This window comes from Micromonospora sp. MGP-C2 (assembly GCF_057766525.1).
Genome location: NZ_JBYMEN010000002.1, coordinates 2,475,301 through 2,496,004, shown reverse-complemented (window position 1 = coordinate 2,496,004; position 20,704 = coordinate 2,475,301). Strand labels below are relative to the sequence as shown.

Below are 20,704 nucleotides of genomic sequence, written 5' to 3'. Positions count from 1 at the left end.
GCTGTGGGTCAGGCGGCGTGGCGGCGGGTGGGCTGGCGGCGTCGATGGCCGGCCAACTGGGTGACCGGAACGGCGATCGCGGTGACCAGCACCACGGCGGCACCGCAGCCGGTGCAGATGAGCTCAGGACAGTCGGCGTCGTGACCGTCGACGCAGGGCGGCACCTCGAACGGTGCCACGCCCTCACAGACGTCGCAGTACAGCTCGCGGTGCGACACGGGCGTCTCCTCTCGAACCAGGCGACCCGCCCCCGAACGCGACAGCGGCGCACGGACGGAATCGGATAACTACTCGCCTGTAGTTTCCCACGCGGGTCCGACAAATCTCCCGTGGCCCGTCGCTGGGACCCCCGGCCGCTGGTGCCGCCAGGGTGATCCACTCGACATCATTTACATCGGGGTGTCCGGGCGGCTCGGACGCCGCAGGGTCAAGGAACCCGAGTCGATCAAGGCCCTCGCCGCCGAGCGGCGACGCCGAAGTCAGGCCACGGTGGCAGTGGCGGTCGCGGTGGCGATCCAGCGGTCGAGGGTCACGGCGGCCGCACCGGAGTCGATCGACTCGGCCGCGCGGTCCAGGCCGGCGCGCAACGCCTCGGTCAGGTCGCCGTCGAGCGGGCCCTGGGTGGCCAGCGCCGCCGCCGCGTTGACCAGCACCGCGTCCCGGACCGGGCCCGTCTCGCCAGCCAGCAGGCGACGGGCCACATCCGCGTTGTACGCGGCGTCACCGCCCCGCAGGTCCGCGAGGGTGGACCTGGGTACACCCAGGTCCGTCGCGTCCAGTACGGCCTCGCGTACGGTGCCTCCCTGGGCCGCCCAGACGCGGGTCGGCGCGGCGGTGGTGAACTCGTCCAGCCCGTCCTCGCCGCGCATCACCAGGACGGAGTCACCACGGTCGGCGAACACACCGGCCATCACCGGGGCCATCCGCAGGTCGAAGCAGCCCACGGCGCCCGCGCGGGGCCGGGCCGGGTTGGTAAGCGGGCCGAGGAAGTTGAAGACGGTCGGCACGCCCAGCTCCCGTCGAACCGGGCCGGTGTGCCGCATCCCCGGGTGGAACCGGGCCGCGAAGCAGAACCCGATGCCGGCCTCGGTGACGCAGCGGACGATCGCGTCCGGATCGAGGTCGAGTGGGACGCCCATGAACTCCAACAGGTCGGCGGTGCCGCAGGAGGACGACGCGGCCCGGTTGCCGTGCTTGACCACCCGGACGCCGGCACCCGCCACCACGAGGGCGGCCATCGTGGAGATGTTGACCGTGTGGGCGAGGTCACCGCCGGTGCCCACCACGTCCAGCGCGGTGGAACGCAGCTCGTCGGGGAGGTCCACCGGGACCGCCCGGCTCAGCATCGTCTCCACCAGCCCGGCCAACTCGGCGGACGTCTCACCCTTGGCCCGCAACGCCACCGCGAAGCCGGCGACCTGCGCGGCACCCGCCGAGCCGGCCATGATCTCGCCCATCGCCCAGGCGGTGTCGGCGGTGGACAGCTCGTCGCCGCGCAGCAGCGAGTTGAGCAGGTGCGGCCAGGTCCGATCGCCCATGACGGGCCTCCCGAGCGTGCGAAGTGCGGGTGGGCTGGAGCCAGCGCCGAGTGTCCGGCGCCGTGGCGGTGCCGGAGGAGCGTGGGACGTCAGGCGGGTGCGTGCGTCCGCAGCAGCTCGGCCACCGTGCCGCCGGTGGTCACCGGGTCGAGCGGGTGCACCAGCGTCGCGTCGACCTCGGCGTACGCGGCCAGCCATCGGTCGGCGGCGCGGGCGATCACCAGGCAGGTCGGGGGGGCGTCGTCCCGGTCGTCCTTGATCTGCCGGGCGATGCCGATGCCGCCACCCGGGCTCGCCTCACCGTCGAGCACCAGAAGGTCGATCTCGTAGTCGTCGACCAGTCGGATGGTCTCCGCGTAGGTCGACGCGTCGACGAACTCGATCTGCAGACCGGGCGCGGGCCGGGTGCCGACGGCCATCCGCATCCGATCACGGACCTTCGGGTCGTCGCTGTAGAGCAGGACGGTGCAAAGACGATCGCTCATGCCGGCACTCCGCTTCGCCGAACGGTCCGGGTACCGGCCGTTTCGTGATATCCCATAGCCTCGATACGGCCTCGGCCGGGAGCCGGACTGTGAGCAGTGCCGTCATGAGGCACCATCGCACTGCGCTTGATGATTCGTTCGCTGCGCTCACTCATTGCGGCACTGACTCCCACCTCGTAGCTGCCCGCCGATCGTACCGGTCGGGGTGACGTAGCCGACATCCCGCCCGCCACCGATCGTCGGGCCGTACCGTCCGGGCAGCTCAGGTGGCCGCGGCGTCGGCGGCGCGCTCGCGGGCCTCCTGGCGGTCCAGCTCGCGGTCGACCCGGCGGGCCTCGCGTTCGGACTGCTTGACCCACTGGACGACGAGCACCGCGAGCATGGTCACACTGACGAACTCACCACCGGCCCAGAGGATGCCGCCGGCGACCACCTGGTCGTCCCAGGGGTCCGACCAGGCGAGGTTGAGCGACGGGTACCAGTCGCCGCCGAAGAGCGTGGTGCTCTGCATGATGGTGAGGCCGAGCACGGTGTGGAACGGCACGGAGAGCAGCATCAGCAGCGCGCGCGCCGGGTACGGCCAGCGGCCGGGCAGCGGGTCGAGCCCGAGCAGCGGCCAGAAGAACACGCAGCCGGTCATGATGAAGTGAGCGTGCACCAGCTCGTGCGCCCAGGCGTGTTCGAGGGTGAAGCGGTACAGATCACTGAAGTACAGCACGAACGGGTTGACCACGAAGATGGCGAACGCCACCAGCGGGAAGCTGTAGACCCGGGCGACACGGCTGTGCACGATCGCCAGCAGGCGCTTGCGCGGCCCGACCGGCAGGGTGCGCAGGGCCAGGGTCATCGGCGCGCCCAGCGCCAGGAAGATCGGCGCCACCATGGACAGCACCATGTGCTGGATCATGTGCACGGACAGCAGCGCGGTGTCGTACGCGTGCAGTCCGCTGACCGTGACCAGCGCGATGCCGCCCAGGCCGGGGCCGATAAAGAACACGGTACGGGCGATCGGCCAGCGGTCGCCCCGCAGGCGCAGCCGGTACACCCCGTAGAGGTACAGGCCGGCGGCGAGCACCAGGCCGAGGGCCAGCCAGCTGTCCAGCCGGGTCTCGGTCAGCACCGTGCCGACGGTGAACGGCGGCGGGGCCGAGGTGGCGGCGAGGATCGGATCGACGTGCAGCACGCTTTTCAGGCTAGGCCAGGCGAACCGGACCCTGACGGTGGGGCCACGGAAGGCGCAGGTTTGCCACCCCGCTGATCGCCGCCCCCGGTCAGGGGCAATAATGACGGCGTGACTGCGGCCCCAGCCATTGACAAGAGCCGGATCCACTCTCTGACCCGACCGAACATGGTCAGCGTCGGGACGATCGTGTGGCTCTCCAGCGAACTCATGTTCTTCGCGGCGTTGTTCGCGATGTACTTCTCCATCCGCGCAGCTGCGCCGGAGCAGTGGGAGAAGCACACCGAAGCGCTGAACATCCCGTACGCGACCACCTTCACGGTGATCCTGGTGCTGTCCTCCGTGACGTGCCAGCTCGGCGTCTTCGCGGCGGAGAAGGGTGACGTGCACGCGCTTCGGCGCTGGTTCACCATCACCTTCGTGATGGGCCTGATCTTCGTGCTCGGCCAGCTGAACGAGTACCGGCACCTGGTCGCCGACGGCATCAAGATCAACGGAGACGGTTACGGGTCGGTGTTCTACCTGACCACCGGCTTCCACGGCCTGCACGTGACCGGCGGTCTGATCGCCTTCATCATCTTCATGGTCCGTACGACCATGGGCCGGTTCACCCCGGCGCAGGCGACCTCGGCGATCGTCGTGTCGTACTACTGGCACTTCGTCGACGTCGTGTGGATCGGGCTGTACGCCATGATCTACTGGCTTCAGTGATCTTGCGCGTCACATTCCGCGCTGCTGCTCCGTCCCCTGAGACAGGTCCAACCGGTTAAGGACACCGCTCATGACTTCTGACAACGACCGCCGACGCGGTCTGCTCGCGCGGTTGCGCGAGCGGCCCGCCGCGCGCAGCAGGGGCCGCCGCCGGCTGGGCGCCGCGGTCCGGCTGATCGCCGCGCTGATGCTCGCCGGCGGCGCCTACACCGTCTTCGCCCCGGGTGCCCAGGCGCAGGACAACCCGCAGCTGACCGGCGCCGCCGCCGAGGGCAAGGCGCTGTTCGACGTGAGCTGTGTGACCTGCCACGGTCGCAACGCCCAGGGTGTCGAGGGCCGCGGGCCGAGCCTGATCGGCGTCGGCGAGGCCTCGGTCGAGTTCCAGGTCAGCTCCGGGCGGATGCCGATGGCCCGCCAGGAGGCCCAGGCTCACCGCAAGCCCCCGGTCTTCACCGACGAGCAGACCCGTCAGCTGGCCCAGTACATCCAGGAGCTGGGCGGCGGCCCGGTCGTGCCCGAGGGCGACGACCTCGGCGAGGACGGCAACATCGCGTCCGGCGGTGAGCTGTTCCGGATCAACTGCTCGCAGTGCCACGCGTTCGGTGGTGGCGGCGGTGCGCTCTCGTCGGGCAAGTTCGCCCCGAGCCTGCACCCCGCGACCGACCGCCAGATCTACGCGGCGATGCTGAGCGGTCCGCAGAACATGCCGGTGTTCGGCGACAACCAGCTTCGGCCGGAGCAGAAGGCCGACATCATCGCCTACATCCAGGAGACGCTGAAGCACGACCAGGACCCGGGCGGCTTCAACCTCGGGCGGTACGGCCCCTCGACCGAGGGCCTGGCGATCTTCCTGGTCGGCATCGTGGCGCTCGTCTTCGCCAGCCTGTGGATTGCGGGCAAGTCGTGACCGAGCGGATACTCCCCATCAGCGCAGTGGTGCCGCTCGGCGCCACCCGTAGCGAGGTGACGGCATGAGCACCCCCACCGAGCACTCGACCCCCCAGGGCCGGGAGCCGCTCGACGTCAACGACCCCAGGCTGACCCGGTTCGACATCGTTCGTGAGGGCGCGCGTCGGGACGACATCGAGATCGTCCACTACGAGCCGCAGGTGCTGCCCGGCACCAAGGCGGAGCGTCGGCTGACCCGGGTGGTCGCCGGCTTCTTCCTGCTCACCGGTCTGGCCGCGACCGCCTTCATGGTCATCTACATCGCGTGGCCGTGGCAGTACGAGCCGGGCCGGGGCGGCGACAAGTTCTACACCCCGCTGCTCGGCTTCACCCTCGGCATCGCGCTGCTCGCCGTCGGCTTCGGCATCCTTACCTGGGGCAAGAAGTTGCTGCCCAAGGAGGTCTCGATCCAGGACCGGCACGAGGGCCAGGTGGACTCCGAAGGCCGCACCATCACCGGCCAGACCATGCTCTACATGGCGGACGAGCTGGGCGTGAAGCGTCGCCCCCTGCTCGGCATCTCGCTGCTGGCCGGTCTCGCGCCGGTCGGCGCGGTCATCGCCGCGCCGCTGGTCGGTGGTCTGATCTCACAGCCGCACAAGAACAACCAGATGTTCACCACCGGGTTCGCCGCCGCCGAGGGCGGCGAGCGGATCCGCCTGGTCCGCGAGGACGGCCGTCCGGTCCGCCCGGCGGACATCAGCGCCGGTGGCCAGCTGACCGTCTTCCCCGGCATCGACCACGGCGTGAGCAACCGACACGCCGACTCGCCGACGCTGCTGATCCACCTCCGGGACTCCGACGCGCAGGAGTCGCGTCGGGCCAACGAGAAGATCGGCCACGGCGACTACATGTGGGGCAACTACGCGGCGTTCTCCAAGATCTGCACGCACGCCGGCTGCCCGGCCAGCCTCTACGAGCAGCAGACCAACCGGCTGCTCTGCCCGTGCCACCAGTCCCAGTTCCTGATCACCGACAACGCCAAGCCCATCTTCGGCCCTGCCAGCCGGCGGCTGCCGCAGTTGCCGATCGAGGTGGACTCCGAGGGCTTCTTCGTGGCGAAGTCCGACTACACCGAGACCGTCGGGCCTGACTTCTGGGAGCGGCCATGAAGCGTCGAAAGATTGACCTAGCGGCGACGCCGGGTAAGGCCGCGGTGGGAGTTGACGACCGCTTCGCGGTGGCCACCCCGCTGCGCAAACTGCTGAACAAGGTCTTCCCGGACCACTGGTCCTTCCTGCTCGGCGAGATCGCGCTGTTCTCGTTCGTCGTGCTGCTGCTGACCGGTGTATTCCTCACCTTCTTCTTCGAGCCGGCGATGACCGAGGTGGTCTACGACGGCAGCTACGCGCCGTTGCAGGGCACGCCGATGTCCGCCGCGTACGCCTCCAGCCTGGACATCTCGTTCGACGTCCGCGGTGGCCTGGTGATGCGGCAGATGCACCACTGGGCGGCGCTGCTGTTCATGGCCGCGATCGTCGTGCACATGCTGCGGGTGTTCTTCACCGGCGCCTTCCGCAAGCCGCGCGAGACCAACTGGATCATCGGTTCGCTGCTGTTCTGGGTCGGCTTCCTGGCCGGCTTCACCGGCTACTCGCTGCCGGACGACGGCCTGTCCGGCACCGGCCTGCGGATCGCCTCGGCGATCATGCTGTCCATCCCGGTGATCGGCTCCTGGCTCACCTCGTCGATCTTCGGCGGTGAGTTCCCGGGAACGATCATCATCAGCCGGTTCTTCATCGCCCACGTGCTGCTCATCCCGGGTCTGCTGGTCGCGCTGATCAGCGTCCACCTGGGCCTGGTCTTCAAGCAGAAGCACACCCAGTGGCCCGGCCCCGGCCGGACCAACAACAACGTGGTCGGCGAGCGGATGTTCCCGCGGTACGCGCTGAAGCAGGGCGGCTTCTTCATGGTCGTCTTCGGCGTCATCGCGCTGATGGGCGGTCTGTTCCAGATCAACCCGATCTGGCTGTTCGGCCCGTACGAGGCGTGGGTGGTCTCGGCCGCCAGCCAGCCCGACTGGTACGTCATGTTCCTCGACGGGTCGACCCGACTCATGCCGGCCTGGGAAATCAACATCCCGCTCGGCGACGGGTACGTCATCCCGCCGCTGTTCTGGCCGACTGTCGTGCTGCCCGGCATCCTGGTGGGCCTGTCGACGATGTACCCGTTCCTGGAGGCACGGCACCTCAAGGACCGCAAGAGCCACAACCTGCTCCAGCGTCCCCGTGACGTTCCGGCCCGGACCGCCGTCGGCGCCATGGCCGTCGCGTTCTACATCGTTCTGACGCTCTCCGGCGCCAACGACGTCATCGCCGACAAGTTCCAGATCAGCCTGAACGCGATGACCTGGGCTGGCCGGATCGGTCTGCTGGTGCTCCCGCCGATCGCGTACTACATCACCTACCGGCTCTGCCTCGGTCTGCAGCAGCACGACCGGGAGGTCCTCGCGCACGGCGTCGAGACCGGCATCATCCGGCGCCTGCCGGACGGCCGGTTCGTCGAGGTGCACCAGCCGCTCAGCGCGTCGAACGGCCACGCGGACGGTCACGGTCAGCTGGAGTACGTCGGCTGGGTCGTGCCGAAGAAGATGAACCGGCTGGGCGCTCTCGGGCCGGCCATCCGGGGCTTCTTCTACCCGATCGAGAAGCCGGTCGAGGCGCCGGTCTCGCCGGGGCACCCGCCGGTCGAGGCGCGGCCCGAGCGCGAGGAGATCGGCAGCGGAGAGAGCCGCCGCTGATCGCCCGATCGCACCGTTACGTGGCGCCCGCCGGATTCCGGCGGGCGCCACGTCGTATCCGCACCCGCCGCCCAGGTGAGGCGGAGTCGGACGGCCACGACGGGACCGGTAGACCCCGCGCGACGGGCGATCGCAGGAATAACCCCGGTGAGCCGGGTATCCGTGCGGTCCAACGTCTCAAGGGGGGAAGCATGTTGGGTATCAAACGCCTCGGCCTGTTGGCCGCGCTTGTACTCGTCGGTGTCGCGCCGGCTGCGGCCGCGCAGGCCGCGGCACAGCCGTCAACGCAGGACACCCAGTACCTGCAGGCGGTTCACCAGGTCAACCTGTTCGAGATCACCGCCGGTGACCTGGCCCAGCAGAAGGGTCAGGACCAGGGGGTCAAGGACCTGGGTGCGATGCTGAAGACCGACCACACCCAGCTGGACCAGACGGTGCAGCAGACCGCGTCCCAGCTCGGGGTGGAACTGCCGAACGAGCCCAGCGCCGATCAGCAGGCGGTCATCGACAAGCTGAACAACGCCAGCGGTGCGGAGTTCGACCGGCTCTGGGTGACCAGTGAGCTGGCCGGTCACGTCCAGGCCATCCAGGCCACCCAGACGGAGATCTCGCAGGGCTCCGAGCAGTCGGTGGTCCAGTTGGCGCAGACGGCTCTGCCGACGTTGCAGGCGCACTACGACGAGCTGGTGCAGCTCGCCAACAAGTTGGGCATCCCGGTTCCGCAGACCAGCGCCAGCGGTACGCCCAGCCCGGGCGGCACCGGCACTGAGTCGCCGGCTCCGGGCGGCACCGGCACCGAGTCGCCGGCTCCGGGTGGCAACACCGAGTCCCCGGTTCCGGGCGGCGGCACCACCGAAACGCCGGCTCCCAGCGAGAGCTGACGTAGCGACAGCAGACGGCCGGTCCACCCGCGCGGTGGACCGGCCGCCGTGCGTGTGGGTCAGTCGGCGCTGGCCAGCCCGATCGCGAACGCTTCTTCCAGGTCGGTCTGCGAGTATGCCCGGAACGCGATGTGCGACTCGGTGTTGAGCACACCCGGCACCTTGGAGATGCTGCCCGCGATGACCTGGGCGATCTGGTCGAACTCGCGGACGCGGACGATGGCGATGAGGTCGACGTGCCCGGCGACCGAGTAGACCTCGCTGACGCCGGGGAGGTTGGCCAGGGTCTCCGCCACCTCGGGAATCGCATCGGTGGCGCAGTCGATCAGCACGATCGCGGTGATCACGGGACATCTCTCCGTTCGTCGGCGTCGTCGCCCATGCTAGATGTTTCGGTCGGGAACTGGAGGCGGGAGCCGTCGTGCCTCAGCCGTGTGCGGCGCAGGGCACGGTCAGGTCGTCCCCGACCCGGATCGCGTCGTGCAGCCGCTCGCCGTCGCGCACTGTCGCGCCCGGCCAGACCACTGCCCGGCGGACGTCGCCGCCGACCCGGGCGCCCGCGCCGACCACCGACTCCACGCAGTGACCGGTCACCGTGGCCGACGGGTCGACGAGGACGCCACCGGCCGCGGCGTGCAGGTTGGCCGCCAGGTAGTCGGCCGGGGTGCCGGTGTCGTAGAACGTGCCCGGGAAGGGCACCACCTCCAGGGCGCCCGCCGCCTCGGCGGGGCGCCACACCGCTCGGACCAGGTCGGAGACGACGACCGGCAGGTCTCGGACCAGTCGCCAGGGCAGCAGCGAGAACCCGGTGAAGCAGTGCCCGGCGAAGGTGCCCGGCGCCGCCGGGTCCGCTGCGGGCTGACCCAGCAGACGTACGGTGTGCCCGTCCCACCCGTCGAGCAGGGCCGCCACGTCCGGGCCGGGCGCAGCCGCCGGATCGGCGAGGTACGCGTCGGCGTTGCCGACCAGCACCGGCCGCCCGTCGATCCAGTCCCGCAGACGGGCCACCCCGCCCGCGGTGCCCAGCGGGTCACCCGGCTCGACGGACAGGTGCGCGCGCTCGCCGACGTGGGCGACCACCTGGTCACCGAGGTAGCAGGCGTTCACCGCGACCCGGGCGGGACCGGTCAGGCCGAGCCCGGCCAGCCGGGCCAGCGCGAGGTCCAGCAGTGGCACGTTGCCCACCGGGCAGAGCGCCTTGGGGACCCGTTCGGTGAGCGGGCGCAGCCGGGTGCCCTCGCCGGCGGCGAGCACCACCGCGCACAGCTCCGCCGGCACGCCAGCCGCGCCGGTCATGGCAGGTTGTCGGGAACCGGTGGCGGGAACTGCCCGGCCAGCGGCCCGATGTCGTAGTAGGCGAGCAGCCGGGCCGTGGCCCAGCTCAGCTTGGGCAGGTCGTCCAGCGGGTGCCAGGCGGCCTCGAAGACCTCCGCGCCGTCGACCGCCAGCTCGGTGGTGGAGGCCGGGACCTCCGTCTCGAAGACCATGTCCACCCAGCCCTTGGCGTGCACGATCGCGTTCGGCACCGCCGGGCGCAACCGGGACGGGGGGAGCCGGATGCCGGACTCCTCGAACAGCTCGCGGGCCGCTCCCACCACCGGGGGCTCGCCACGGTCCAGCAGGCCGGCGGGGAGCGACCAGCCCCGGCCGGGCGGCTGGCGCAGCATCAGCAGACGGCCCGCGCCCGTCGCCTCGCTGTCGCGGACCAGGGTGACCGCGCCGACGATGTACTTGGGCACGGCCAGCCGGACCAGGCGCCGACGCACCGGCAGCGGCAGCCGGTAGAAGGCCTGGTAGAAGATGGCCCGACCGGTGGCGCGGGAGCGGGGGATCATGACTCCAGGCTAGTGGTCGCGAATGTCCTTCGGACGCGCCGGGGCCGGCCCGGTCACTGCCGGTGGTCGACCAGGTCGATGAGCTGGCGTACGACGGTGTCTGGTTCGATCACCCGGTCGAAGACCGCGACCAGCAGGGTCTCCAGGTCGGGATAGCCCAGCTCCTCGGAGAGGCGCAGCAGTGGCAGGTCGCTGGCGAGGCCACGATTGTGCTGACGCAGGGTCAGCCCGATGGTGGCCCGCCCGAGCCGGACCTTGTCGCTGATCGTGATGCCCGGCTCGGTGTGCTCGGCGAACCACCGGTTGATCTGCATCTGCGCGTGCGGTGACTTGACGAAGCTCAGCCACTCCCGGCGGGGGCCGCGCGGCGCGACACCGGCCTCGAAACCGTTGTCGCCGTCGTTCTCGGTGAAGATCTCCACCACGTCGCCCTCGTCCAGTTCCGAACTCAGCGGGGCGAGCCGACCGTTGATCCGTGCGGCGAGGCAGTGGTCGCCCCGCTCGTTGCCCAGCTCGTACGCGAGGTCGACGGGCGTCGCGCTGGCCGGCAGCACGATCTGCCGCCCCTCGGCGAAGACCTGGATCTGGCCCTCGGCGAGGTCGCACCGCAGCGACTCGAGGAACTGCGCCGGGTCGGCCGCACCCGGCTCCCAGTCGAGCACCCGGCGCAGCCAGTCCAACTGCTCGGCGCGCGCCGCGGCGCTGCTGGCCCCCGAGCGGGGGAAGCGGAAGTCGGCGGCGATGCCGTACTCGGCCGAGCGGTGCATCTCCTCCGTGCGGATCAGCACCTCCACAGTGCGGTCCTGCGGGCCGCAGACGCTGGTGTGCAGCGAGCGGTAGAGGTTGTTCTTGGGGGAGGCGATGAAGTCCTTGAAACGGCCGGGGATCGGCCGCCAGGTGCCGTGGATCGCGCCCAGCGCGGCGTAACAGTCGGTGGCCGGGCCGTCGACCACCACCACGATGCGGGGCAGATCGTACGGGGCGGTGTGCTCGCCGGCGATTGTGTCTTTCCAGATCGAGTAGAGGTGCCGGGGACGAGGGCTCACCTCGGCGTCGACCCGGCTGCGCTTGAGCGCCACCTTGGCCCGGGTGACCACCGAGTCGAGGTATGCGTCCCACCCCGGCCGGTCGTGCACGTGCCGGGCCAGCCGGGCGTGCTCGTCGGGCTCCAGGTGCAGCAGCACCACGTCGTCCAGCTCGCGCTTGAGGGTCTGGATGCCCAGCCGGTCACAGAGCGGGACCAGCACCTCCTGGGTCTTGCGGGCGATCCGTTCCCGGGAGGAGGCCGAGCGCACCCCGAGGGTGCGCATGTTGTGCAGCCGGTCGGCCAGCTTGATGATCAGCACCCGGACGTCCTTGGCGGCCGCGACGATCATCTTGCGGATCGTCTCCGCCTCGGCGTCCTTGCCGTAGAACGCCTTGTCGAACTTGGTCACCCCGTCGACCAGGTGGGCCACCTCGCCGCCGAAATCCTCGGAGAGCGCCTGGAGGGTGTAGCGGGTGTCCTCCACGGTGTCGTGCAGCAGCGCCGCGACCAGGGTGGTGGTGTCCATCCCCAGCTCGGCGCAGATCTGCGCCACCGCGAGGGGATGGGTGATGTACGGTTCCCCGCTCTTGCGGAACTGCCCGCGGTGCATGTTCTCCGCGATCGTGTATGCCCGTCGCAGCACCGCGGGGTCGGTGCCGGCGTGGATGCCCCGGTGGGTGCGCACCAACTGGGTGACCGGGTCGGAGTCGGTGGTCGGCCAACTGAGCAACGACCGCAGCCGGCGGGCGAGCGGCAGCTCACCCGGCTGTGTCGGCAGGGCGCCCCCCAGGGCGGCGCCGTGTCCGGCGTCGACGTCCACGAGGGACACCTCCTCACCCCGGCTCCGCATCGCCGAAACCCGGCGGCGGGGAGCAGGCCCACGAATCGGGCAGGACTGCACTTCTCTAACAGCCTAAGCGAGTCGACGTAGTCCGATCGGTCAGTTGGTCATGAGCGTTCGGTCGAGAGTTGATGGGACGCGCCGTTCTCGGCCTTCGCCAGCAGGTCACGGAACCGCCCCGCACCACCGGCCGGGGAGGACCAACCGGAGGACATCTCCACCAGCCGGGTCTCCGGTCGTTCCAACCAGGACAGAATCCGCTCGGACTCCTCGGCGGTGGCCGCAGGCACCGGGCCGTGCCCGCCCGAGACCGTCTCGGCGGTCGCCCGGATGGTGGTCAGGGTGGGCCGTGGGTGCACACCCGGCGGGGACACCCCCGCCCCGGCCAGCCGGCCGTGCCGCACCAGCGCCAACTCCCAACCGCCCCGGGCGGCCGGCCGTGCCGCGGCCAGCTCGACGATGCCGGTCAGCGCGGCCAGCCGCTGCATCCGCACTGTGGCCCGCAGCACCGCGGCCAGCCGGGACCGCATTACCGCCGCCTCCTCGTAGCGCTGGTCGCGGGAGAGCACGTCGATCCGGGCGAGCAGCGCGTCCACCACCGGCTGCGGGTCGCTGGCGGTGGCGGTGCGGAAGGGTGCGGCGGCCTGGTGGTCGTACTCCTCGGGGGTGATCTTGTGCTCGCAGGGTGCCGGGCAGCGACCCAGCTCGGCCAGCGCGCAGGCCGGCGTGATGGTGCGCAGCGAGAGCCGGTGCGTGCACTGACGCAGCGGCACCGCGTCGTGGAAACCGGCGGCGGCCAGCTCCGCGGCCCGCCGGGAGGTGAACGGCCCGAGGTACGCGGTGTCGGTGGGGGAGAGGTCGCGCACGATCGACAGCCGAGGGTACGGACCGTCGGTCAGCTTGAGCCAGAGCATGCGCTCCGGGTATTTCGACCGTCGGTTGTACGGCGGGGCGTGCGCGGCGATCAACCGCAGCTCGCGGACCTCGGCCTCCAGCGAGTGGGCGCACTCCACCGCCTCGACCCGCTCGGCCGCCGCCAGCATCTCGGAGATCCGGGCGCGCTTCTCCCCGGCGGTGAAGTAGCTGCGCACCCGGGTGGCGATGTCGACGGAGGTGCCCACGTAGAGCGGGCGGTTGTCGGCGGCCCGGAAGATGTAGACCCCGGGGACCTTGGGCAGCCCTTCGGCCAGGTGCCGTTTGCGGCGCTGGGTCGGCGTGACCGCCCGGGCGAACTCGATGGCGTCGCCGACCGTGTCCACCCGGTGCCCGCCGAGCCGACCGATCAGCCCGTGCAGCACGTCGACTGTCGCCTTCGCGTCATCGAGCGCCCGGTGGGTGGGCTGGGTGGTGGTGCGGAAGTAGGCGGCCAGGGTGCCGAGCTTGCGGTTGGGCACCTCGTCGCGGGTCAGCACCCGGCGGGCGAGCGCCGCCGTGTCCAGCACTCGGGGATTGGGCCAGCGGTAGCCGTGCTTCGCGCAGGCGGCCTTGAGGAAGCCCACGTCGTACGGGGCGTTGTGGGCCACCAGCACCGCGTCGGCGATGAACTCCAGGAAGCTCGGCAGCACCTGCTCGATCGGCGGCGCCGGCAGCAGCATCGCCTGGGTGATGCCGGTGAGCACGGTGATGAAGGGCGGGATCGGCTGCCCCGGGTTGACCAGGGTGGCGAGCACACCCAACTGCTCACCACCGCGCACCTTGACCGCGCCGATCTCGGTGATGCCGCCGCCGTCCGGCGCGCCGCCGGTCGTCTCCAGGTCGACCACCACGAAGGTGGTCGCGTAGAGCGGCAGCGCCGGGTCCACCCCACCCACCGCCGGGTCGAGACCGGCCAGCGACTCCTGGACGTACTCCGCCTGTGCCATCGGCGGCACGCTAGCGCCTCGGTCCGACACTCCCGTCGCAGCCGTCCCACCAGTCACCATGGGGCTAGGATGAGAGATCGGCTCACTCACCGGGCGGTGGGCCCGGTCGCGGTGGGAGACTTGCCACATGCCCCTCGCCGAGCCGCACGACGACCACCTCCCACAGGAGGATCTGGTCGCGCTCGACGGGGCCGTCAGCAACCCGGACGACAACGTAGTCAGCGAGACATCCGGGGCATCCGACCCCACAGTGGCAGGCGACGGCCCGGGCACCGAGCCGGAGCCGGCCGAGTCGGAGTCGGCCGTGTCCGAGTCGGAGCCGGCCCTGCCGGAGCCGGAGCCGACCCTGCCCGAGCCGGTCCGGCAGCGGATCGTCACGCTGACCGCCGCCGTCCTGCCCACGCTGCCCGCCGACGAGGTGCCCGTGCCGCTGCGCCGGGTGGCCAAGTTCGCCCCCAACCGGCGGGCCCGGCTCGGCGCGCCGGTCATCGCCGCCCAGCTCACCGCCGACCCGCTGTTCCGGCAGCGGGTCACCGCCCGCGTCCTGGCCGACGCCGGTGACCTCGGGGCCGCCGTCGTCGAGGGCACCGCGCCCGCCGCCGCCGACCCGGTCGAGGTCGCCGCGCTGGCCTACCTGGCCAGGCCGCGCGGCTGGCGGGAGCTGATCGACGCCAGCGGCGCCGCCGTTCGCGCCGAGGCGGACAGCGCTGTCGTCGCCGAGCTGGTCCGGGAGGCCGAGCAACGGGCCACCCGCGCCGAGCACGACCGGGCGGTGGCCCGGGTCGAGGCGGAGAAGCTGCGCGACGAGCTGGCCCGCGTCCGTGAGGAGCTGGGTCAGCTCCGCGAGGAGTCCCGGCAGGTCGCCCGTACCCTGCGGGAGACCCAGGCCCGCGAGCGCAAGGCCACCGAACTGCTGGCCACCGAACGCGGCCGGGCCGCGCGGGCCAGCGCCGACGTGGACGCCGAGCTGCGCCGCGCCCGGGCCCGGCTGGCCGAGGCGGAGGCCGCCGCCGGAGTGGCCCGCGCGAGCGCCAAGGAGTCCCGCTCGGTCGACGACGCCCGGCTCTGGCTGCTGCTGGAGACCATCGGTCAGGCCGCCGTCGGCCTACGCCGGGAGCTGGCCCTCGACCCGGTGGACAAACTCCCCGCCGACTTCGTGGCCGACGCGTTCGCCGAGCAACCGGGCACCGCCCCGGCCAGCCCCGCCGCACGCGCCCGCGACACCGACGACCCGGCCCGGCTCGACCAGCTTCTCGCCCTGCCCCGGGCGCACCTCGTGGTGGACGGCTACAACGTCACCAAGCGCGGCTTCGGTGACATGTCCCTGGAGCAGCAGCGCAAACGTCTCATCACCGGGCTCGGCGGGATCGCCGCGCAGACCGGCGACGAGATCACCGTCGTCTTCGACGGCGCCGAGCGGATGCACGGGTTGCCGCCCGCGCCGCGCGGCGTCCGGGTGCTCTTCTCCCGCAAGGGCGAGACCGCCGACGAGCTGATCCGGCGGCTGGTCCGTGCCGAGCCGGCGGGTCGCCCCGTGGTGGTGGTCTCCTCCGACCGCGAGGTCGCCGACGGGGTACGCCGGCACGGCGCCTACCCGCTGGGCGCCGACTCGCTGCTGCGGCGGCTCGCCCGCTCCTGAGAGCTGCATGTCGTCGCGACGTCGGTCAGGTGGTCGGTAGGCGCCGGGCCAGCTCACGGCGCAGCACGTCGGGGCCGGGGGTCATCCAGGCGAGCCGGGCGACCAACTCGTACGGGCCGCGTCCGGGGGTCGACCACTGGCCGGGCCGCATCGGCGGCCGGGTCTGCTGCGGATCGAATGGCGTGACCACCAGTCGCGGTTCCAGGCGGCCTCGGACCTGAGCGCGCGCCAGGTTGGCCCAGTCGATGCGGAGCTTGCTGCCGTGCGGTCCGGTCAGTTCCAGCGCTTCGTCGGTCAACCGCAGCGGCAGCCGAGGCTGACGGCGCAGCTGCCAGGCGGTGGTCAACGCGATGGCGACGCCGATCATGCCGAACCGCAGCAGCACCTGCCACCACGGCTCATCGAACAGCGCCGCGTACACGGCGAGGAGAGCAGCGGCGCCCAGCACAGCGAGGAGCTTGGCGATGCGATGTCGGCGCGACGAGTAGTGGAATTCCACCACGGACGAGGCATCGAGGCTGGTCACCACCGTTCTGTGCCCGAGTGGCCGGTCGGCCAAACGATGTCCCTCCCGTCGGGCGGTCGACACGAGTTTCCTGAGGTCGGGTGTTCCGGCGGTCGGGATGGCCCGGTTTCGCGGAGCTGGAGTCGATCTCACCCCCAAACGGTCGGTCGGAACTGGTTTCTGTCGTACCCGGTGGTTAGCGTCGATGTGACCGACGGTGCTCGGTCGGCGACGACAGGGCGCCGGCCCTGCGCCGCGAGCCGATCAGGAGGTGTGATGCTCATCGACTGCGACGGGTGCGCGAAGCGGGCCGACGGCTGCTCCGGCTGCCCGCTGACCGCCCTGTTCGACGAGACGTCCCCGGCGGCCGGGCTGGTCGCCGCCGAGGTCGAGGCCATCGAGGTGCTCGCCCGAGCTGGCTTCGACGTGGAGGTGCTGGCCGCGCCCGCACGGCCCGGGATCGCTCACCGCCGCGCCACCCGCCGGGTCGCCTGAGCGCGAGACCGCGCCCGGGAGCGCGCTTTCCGCGGGCCATAGGATGAGCGGTCACGGCGGGAGGAGCGGCGCGATGAGCGGGGTACGACGGGTGGTGACGCGGTGACCCCGCGCGGGTGGGCGGTGCTGACCCTGGCCGGCTTGACCGTCGCGTTGGTCGTGCTCGCCGCGCTGCTCATTCCGTGGCACCGACCTCCGGCACCCCGCGCCGACCAGCTCGCCGCGCTGGGTGACCTGCCGGCGGAGCAGGTGGCCAAGGGGCGGGAGTTCCGGGCCGCGCTGCGCCCCGGCGGCTACACCGCGCTCGCCGTCGGGCTGTTGGTCGCCCTGGCGCTCGGGCTCACCCCGCTGGGCAGCCGCCTGATCGAGCTGGTGGCTCGGCCCTTCGGCGGGCACTGGGCCGCGCAGGCCGTGCTCGGTGGGCTGGCCGTGGTCCTCGTCGCCGACCTCGTCACGCTCCCGTTCGCCGTCTGGCGTCAGAGCGTGCTCACCCGCTACGGGTTGAGCACCAACGGTTGGAGCGGCTGGGCGGTCGACCTGCTCAAGTCGTACGCGGTCAGTGCGGTGATCGGCGCGGTGGCGCTCTTCGGCTTCTACGCGGTCATCCGGCTCGCGCCGCGCTGGTGGTGGGCGTTCGGCGCGGGTGGTGCGGCGCTGCTGGTGGTGCTGCTGTCGTTCGTGTTGCCGGTGCTGGTCGAGCCGGTGTTCAACCGGTTCACCCCGATGGAGCAGGGCCAGTTGCGCACCGAGTTGATGAGCATGGCGGCCCGCGACGGGGTGCCGGTGCGCGACGTGCTGGTCGCCGATGCCTCCCGGCGCACCAAGGCGGTCAACGCGTACGTCTCCGGTCTCGGCCCGACGCGGCGGGTCGTCGTCTACGACACGTTGCTGACCGAGGCGACCCCGGCCGAGGTGACAGCCGTGGTGGCGCACGAGTTGGGGCACGCCAAGGACTCCGACGTCGCGGCCGGCACGCTGACCGGGGCGTTGGGTGCCGCCGCGGCAGTGGTGGCGCTCTACCTGCTCGGCTCGTGGGGGCCGCTGCTACGGCTGGCCGGTGTCGACTCGGTCGCCCAACCGAGCGCGTTCCCGCTGCTGCTGGCCCTCGTCACGGTGGCCGGGCTGGTCGCCGCGCCGGTCCAGGCACTGATGTCGCGGCGGGTGGAGGCACGAGCCGACGCCCATGCGCTCGCGCTCACCCGCGACCCGGAGGCCTTCGAGTCGATGCAGCGCCGGCTCGGCTCGGTCAACCTCGGCGACCCCGATCCGCCGCGCTGGGAATACCTCTACTCGGCCTCGCATCCGTCCACCGTGGAGCGGATCGCCGCCGCCCGCGCGTACGCCCGGGAGTCTGGCCGATGAGCCGCACACTGCTGATCACCAACGACTTCCCGCCCCGCCCGGGCGGGATCCAGTCCTTCGTGCACAACCTCGCGGTGCGTCAACCGGCCGGCTCGGTGGTCGTGTACGCGTCGAGCTGGCGCGGTGCCGCGAAGTTCGACGCCGACCAGCCGTTCGAGGTGATCCGGGAGCGCACCCGGGTGCTGTTGCCCACCCCGTTGATCGCCCGCAGGGCGGCGCGGCTGGCTCGCGCGTACGACTGCGACACGGTGTGGTTCGGTGCGGCAGCGCCGTTGGGGTTGCTCGCCGCCGGTCTGCGGCGGCGGGCCGGCGTACGCCGGGTGGTGGCGCAGACCCACGGCCACGAGGTCGGTTGGGCGGCGCTGCCGGCGGCCCGGCCGGCGCTGCGGCGCATCGGCCGGGGCGTCGACGTCACCACCTACCTCGGCGAGTACACCCGCAGCCGGTTGGCCCGTGTGCTGGACGGGGTGACCGACCTCCGCCGCTTGGCGCCCGGGGTCGACGTGGACACCTACCACCCGACAGTGGACGGTGAGCAGGTCCGGGCCCGGCTCGGGCTGACCGACCGGCCGGTGGTGGTCTGCGTGTCCCGGCTGGTGCCGCGCAAGGGTCAGGACATGCTGATCCGGGCACTGCCGGAGATCCGTCGCCGGGTGCCCGAGGCGGCGCTGCTGATCGTCGGCGGCGGGCCATACCGGGCCACCCTGGAGAAGCTGGCCCGGCAGATCGGTGTGGAACGGGACGTCGTGTTCACCGGCTCGGTGCCGTCGGCCGAGTTGCCGGCGCACTACGCGGCGGGCGACGTCTACGCGATGCCCTGCCGCACCCGCAACCGCGGTCTCGACGTGGAGGGGTTGGGCATCGTCTACCTGGAGGCCTCCGCGACCGGCCTGCCGGTGGTGGCCGGTGACTCCGGCGGCGCACCGGATGCGGTCCGTGAGGGGGAGACCGGCTACGTCGTCCGCGGTCGGGACGTCGCGCAGCTCGCCGACCGGGTCGCCCGGCTTCTCGCCGACCGGGACCTGGCTCGCCAGCTGGGTGCTGCCGGCCGGGCGTGGGTGGAGCGGGAGTGGCGCTGGGAGGCGCAGGCGGACCGGATGGCGGCGTTGCTCGCCGGCTGACCGCAGCGCCGTGCTCAGCTCTCCCGGGTCGGTGCGTAGCGAGGCACGTACTCCTGGCCGGTGAGCTTCTGGATCGCCGCCATGACCTCGTCGGTGACCGTCCGGATGTCGCGTGGCCCGTTGATCCGTTCGGCGACCGGGATCGGCGGGCCGAACCGCAGGGTGACGGGGTGCCGGCGGGGCAGCCGCGCGTCGACCGGCAGCACCTCGGCGGTGCCGGTCACGCCGACCGGGATGATCGGCACCTCGGCGTCGCGGGCCAGGCGGGTCATCCCGACGCGGCCCCGGTAGAGCCGTCCGTCCGGCGAGCGGGTGCCCTCCGGGTAGACGGCGACCAGGCCGCCGGCGCGCAGCACCGGTACGGCGGCGTCGAGGGCGCGTAGGGCGGCTCGGCCGTCGGCGCGGTCGACCCGGATGGCACCCATGCCGGCGACGATGCGCCGGTTGAGCCAGCCACCCGGACCTCGGCCGGTGAAATACTCGGCCTTGGCCCAGAAGGTCACGTGTCGGGGCGCCGCGGTGACGAGGAACAACTCGTCGGCGACGGACAGGTGGTTGCCGGCGAGGATCGCGCCGCCGTGCCGGGGCAGATGCTCCAGCCCTTCCACGCGGGGCCGCCAGCCCAGCCGCAGCGTGGTGCCGACGGTCAGCTTGGTGAGGTCGTACAGCAGGGGCACGTGTTCTCCGGGTTCGGGTTCAGGTGGGGTTCGGGCCGAGATGGGCGTCGAGCGCGGCGCGCAGCAGGGTGTCGTCCCCGGTGGCGCCGGTGGCCAGCGGCAGGCTGCCCCAGGCCCAGAGCTGGGCGATGCCGTGCAGGTTTGCCCAGAGCGCACCGGCGAGCACCGGGGCGGGGGCGTCGGTCGGCCGGCGTACCTGGGCCACCAGGTCGGCGAGCACGTCGAACAGCGGCAGGCTCGTCTCGCGCAGCCGCAACCGGCCGCTGTCCAGCAGGTCATGACGGAACATCAGCTCGAACATGCCGCGATGGGCCGCCGCGAAGTCCAGGTACGTCCGGGCCAGCGCGGTCAATCGGGTACGCGGGTCCGGGTCGACGTCGCGCATCGTCTCCTCGACGCGGGCGGTGAGGTCGGCGAAGCCCTCCCGGGCGATGGCGGAGAGCAGGTCGACGTGGGTGGGGAAGTAGCGGCGCGGGGCGCCGTGTGAAACCCCGGCGCGGCGGGCGATCTCCCGCAGTGACACCGCCGACTGGCCCTCGCTGAGCACCAGGTCCACCCCGACGGCAACCAGCCGCGCCCGCAGCCCCTTCTCGTCCCCGTCCATAGACAGTGTCTACCAGCATCCGTAGACGCTGTCTACTCCGGGCGCGGGGCGCGGGGCGCGTCGGTGGGACGCGCTGTTCGCTGGGCTCATCGGTGGGGCCTGCTCAGCCATCATCGGGCGTGTCGTGGGCTGCCGGGGACGTGGGAGTCAGCGTGATGCCTGTGAGTCATCAAGATGACGCACAGGCATCAGGCTCAACGGAGATACCGGACGGGGATCCTCGATCACTCCCTCACGTGATCCACTCCGGTTT

At 71.7% G+C, this 20,704-nt stretch carries 21 protein-coding genes; 9 read left to right on the top strand and 12 right to left on the bottom strand.

The genetic code is table 11. From position 1 onward, the window contains the following. Positions 1-8: 8 nt before the first annotated feature. From AC3CF1_RS10955 to AC3CF1_RS10940, 4 genes are all read right to left on the bottom strand, one after another. Positions 9-218 (bottom strand): hypothetical protein, encoded by a 210-nt coding sequence (locus AC3CF1_RS10955; protein ID WP_354983536.1) that lies wholly within the window; start codon positions 216-218, stop codon positions 9-11. Between the two features lie 261 nt (positions 219-479). Then, positions 480-1,538, bottom strand: coding sequence for an anthranilate phosphoribosyltransferase (gene trpD, locus AC3CF1_RS10950; RefSeq protein WP_099856130.1), 1,059 nt, complete (start codon positions 1,536-1,538; stop codon positions 480-482). A gap of 89 nt (positions 1,539-1,627) precedes the next feature. Further along, positions 1,628-2,023, bottom strand: coding sequence for a hypothetical protein (locus tag AC3CF1_RS10945; RefSeq protein WP_088949455.1), 396 nt, complete (start codon positions 2,021-2,023; stop codon positions 1,628-1,630). A 262-nt stretch (positions 2,024-2,285) separates the two neighbouring features. Continuing rightward, positions 2,286-3,206, bottom strand: coding sequence for a cytochrome c oxidase assembly protein (locus AC3CF1_RS10940; protein WP_371409485.1), 921 nt, complete (start codon positions 3,204-3,206; stop codon positions 2,286-2,288). 108 nt (positions 3,207-3,314) lie between these two features. Here AC3CF1_RS10940 and ctaE point away from each other — a divergent pair, with 108 nt between their 5' ends. The 5 genes from ctaE to AC3CF1_RS10915 all read left to right on the top strand — a co-directional run bounded on the left by ctaE (position 3,315) and on the right by AC3CF1_RS10915 (position 8,483). Beyond that, positions 3,315-3,914: an aa3-type cytochrome oxidase subunit III gene (gene ctaE, locus AC3CF1_RS10935; RefSeq protein WP_088949454.1), complete on the top strand. Its 600-nt coding sequence runs from the start codon at positions 3,315-3,317 to the stop codon at positions 3,912-3,914. 70 nt (positions 3,915-3,984) lie between these two features. Next, positions 3,985-4,821, top strand: a complete 837-nt coding sequence (gene qcrC, locus AC3CF1_RS10930) for a cytochrome bc1 complex diheme cytochrome c subunit (protein ID WP_088949453.1) — start codon at positions 3,985-3,987, stop codon at positions 4,819-4,821. A 64-nt stretch (positions 4,822-4,885) separates the two neighbouring features. Then, positions 4,886-5,974 carry a cytochrome bc1 complex Rieske iron-sulfur subunit gene (gene qcrA, locus AC3CF1_RS10925; RefSeq protein WP_354983535.1) on the top strand — a complete coding sequence of 363 codons (1,089 nt, stop codon included), beginning with the start codon at positions 4,886-4,888 and terminating at the stop codon, positions 5,972-5,974. Further along, positions 5,971-7,602 carry a cytochrome bc1 complex cytochrome b subunit gene (gene qcrB, locus AC3CF1_RS10920; RefSeq protein WP_354983534.1) on the top strand — a complete coding sequence of 544 codons (1,632 nt, stop codon included), beginning with the start codon at positions 5,971-5,973 and terminating at the stop codon, positions 7,600-7,602. The genes qcrA and qcrB overlap by 4 nt, the downstream gene beginning before the upstream one ends. A gap of 191 nt (positions 7,603-7,793) precedes the next feature. After that, positions 7,794-8,483 carry a DUF4142 domain-containing protein gene (locus AC3CF1_RS10915; protein ID WP_088949450.1) on the top strand — a complete coding sequence of 230 codons (690 nt, stop codon included), beginning with the start codon at positions 7,794-7,796 and terminating at the stop codon, positions 8,481-8,483. A gap of 59 nt (positions 8,484-8,542) precedes the next feature. Here AC3CF1_RS10915 and AC3CF1_RS10910 read toward each other — a convergent pair whose 3' ends face one another. From AC3CF1_RS10910 to AC3CF1_RS10890, 5 genes are all read right to left on the bottom strand, one after another. After that, on the bottom strand, positions 8,543-8,830 hold the full coding sequence (locus tag AC3CF1_RS10910) for an Lrp/AsnC family transcriptional regulator (protein ID WP_088949449.1): 288 nt from the start codon (positions 8,828-8,830) through the stop codon (positions 8,543-8,545). Positions 8,831-8,909: 79 nt separating this feature from the next. Beyond that, positions 8,910-9,779, bottom strand: a complete 870-nt coding sequence (locus AC3CF1_RS10905; protein ID WP_358003576.1) for a nucleotidyltransferase family protein — start codon at positions 9,777-9,779, stop codon at positions 8,910-8,912. Further along, a complete protein-coding gene (locus AC3CF1_RS10900; RefSeq protein ID WP_088949447.1) occupies positions 9,776-10,318 on the bottom strand; it encodes an NUDIX hydrolase in 543 nt (180 codons plus the stop codon). The genes AC3CF1_RS10905 and AC3CF1_RS10900 overlap by 4 nt, the downstream gene beginning before the upstream one ends. Positions 10,319-10,371: 53 nt before the next feature. Further along, positions 10,372-12,165, bottom strand: coding sequence for a RelA/SpoT family protein (locus tag AC3CF1_RS10895; RefSeq protein ID WP_330468321.1), 1,794 nt, complete (start codon positions 12,163-12,165; stop codon positions 10,372-10,374). A 128-nt stretch (positions 12,166-12,293) separates the two neighbouring features. Continuing rightward, positions 12,294-14,048, bottom strand: a complete 1,755-nt coding sequence (locus AC3CF1_RS10890) for a DEDD exonuclease domain-containing protein (RefSeq protein ID WP_210926920.1) — start codon at positions 14,046-14,048, stop codon at positions 12,294-12,296. Between the two features lie 127 nt (positions 14,049-14,175). On the opposite strand from AC3CF1_RS10890, the gene AC3CF1_RS10885 reads away from it, so the two are divergent. Beyond that, positions 14,176-15,687, top strand: coding sequence for an NYN domain-containing protein (locus tag AC3CF1_RS10885; RefSeq protein ID WP_406083348.1), 1,512 nt, complete (start codon positions 14,176-14,178; stop codon positions 15,685-15,687). Positions 15,688-15,712: 25 nt separating this feature from the next. Here the strand turns inward: AC3CF1_RS10885 and AC3CF1_RS10880 are convergent, their stop codons facing one another. Then, a complete protein-coding gene (locus AC3CF1_RS10880) occupies positions 15,713-16,213 on the bottom strand; it encodes a hypothetical protein (RefSeq protein ID WP_355162626.1) in 501 nt (166 codons plus the stop codon). 255 nt (positions 16,214-16,468) lie between these two features. Between AC3CF1_RS10880 and AC3CF1_RS10875 the strand changes: the two genes are divergently transcribed. The 3 genes from AC3CF1_RS10875 (at position 16,469) to AC3CF1_RS10865 (ending at position 19,170) form a co-directional block, all read left to right on the top strand. After that, positions 16,469-16,687, top strand: a complete 219-nt coding sequence (locus tag AC3CF1_RS10875) for a hypothetical protein (RefSeq protein ID WP_099856110.1) — start codon at positions 16,469-16,471, stop codon at positions 16,685-16,687. Positions 16,688-16,789: 102 nt separating this feature from the next. Beyond that, entirely contained in the window at positions 16,790-18,049 is a 1,260-nt protein-coding gene (locus AC3CF1_RS10870) for a M48 family metallopeptidase (RefSeq protein WP_488450352.1), read from the top strand. Beyond that, entirely contained in the window at positions 18,046-19,170 is a 1,125-nt protein-coding gene (locus AC3CF1_RS10865; protein WP_210926928.1) for a glycosyltransferase family 4 protein, read from the top strand. Before AC3CF1_RS10870 ends, AC3CF1_RS10865 begins: the two co-directional genes overlap by 4 nt. 14 nt (positions 19,171-19,184) lie before the next feature. Here the strand turns inward: AC3CF1_RS10865 and AC3CF1_RS10860 are convergent, their stop codons facing one another. Beyond that, complete coding sequence (locus tag AC3CF1_RS10860; RefSeq protein WP_088949439.1) at positions 19,185-19,847, bottom strand: lysophospholipid acyltransferase family protein; 663 nt, start codon at positions 19,845-19,847, stop codon at positions 19,185-19,187. A gap of 19 nt (positions 19,848-19,866) precedes the next feature. Further along, complete coding sequence (locus AC3CF1_RS10855; RefSeq protein ID WP_141910572.1) at positions 19,867-20,451, bottom strand: TetR/AcrR family transcriptional regulator; 585 nt, start codon at positions 20,449-20,451, stop codon at positions 19,867-19,869. Positions 20,452-20,704: the final 253 nt, after the last annotated feature.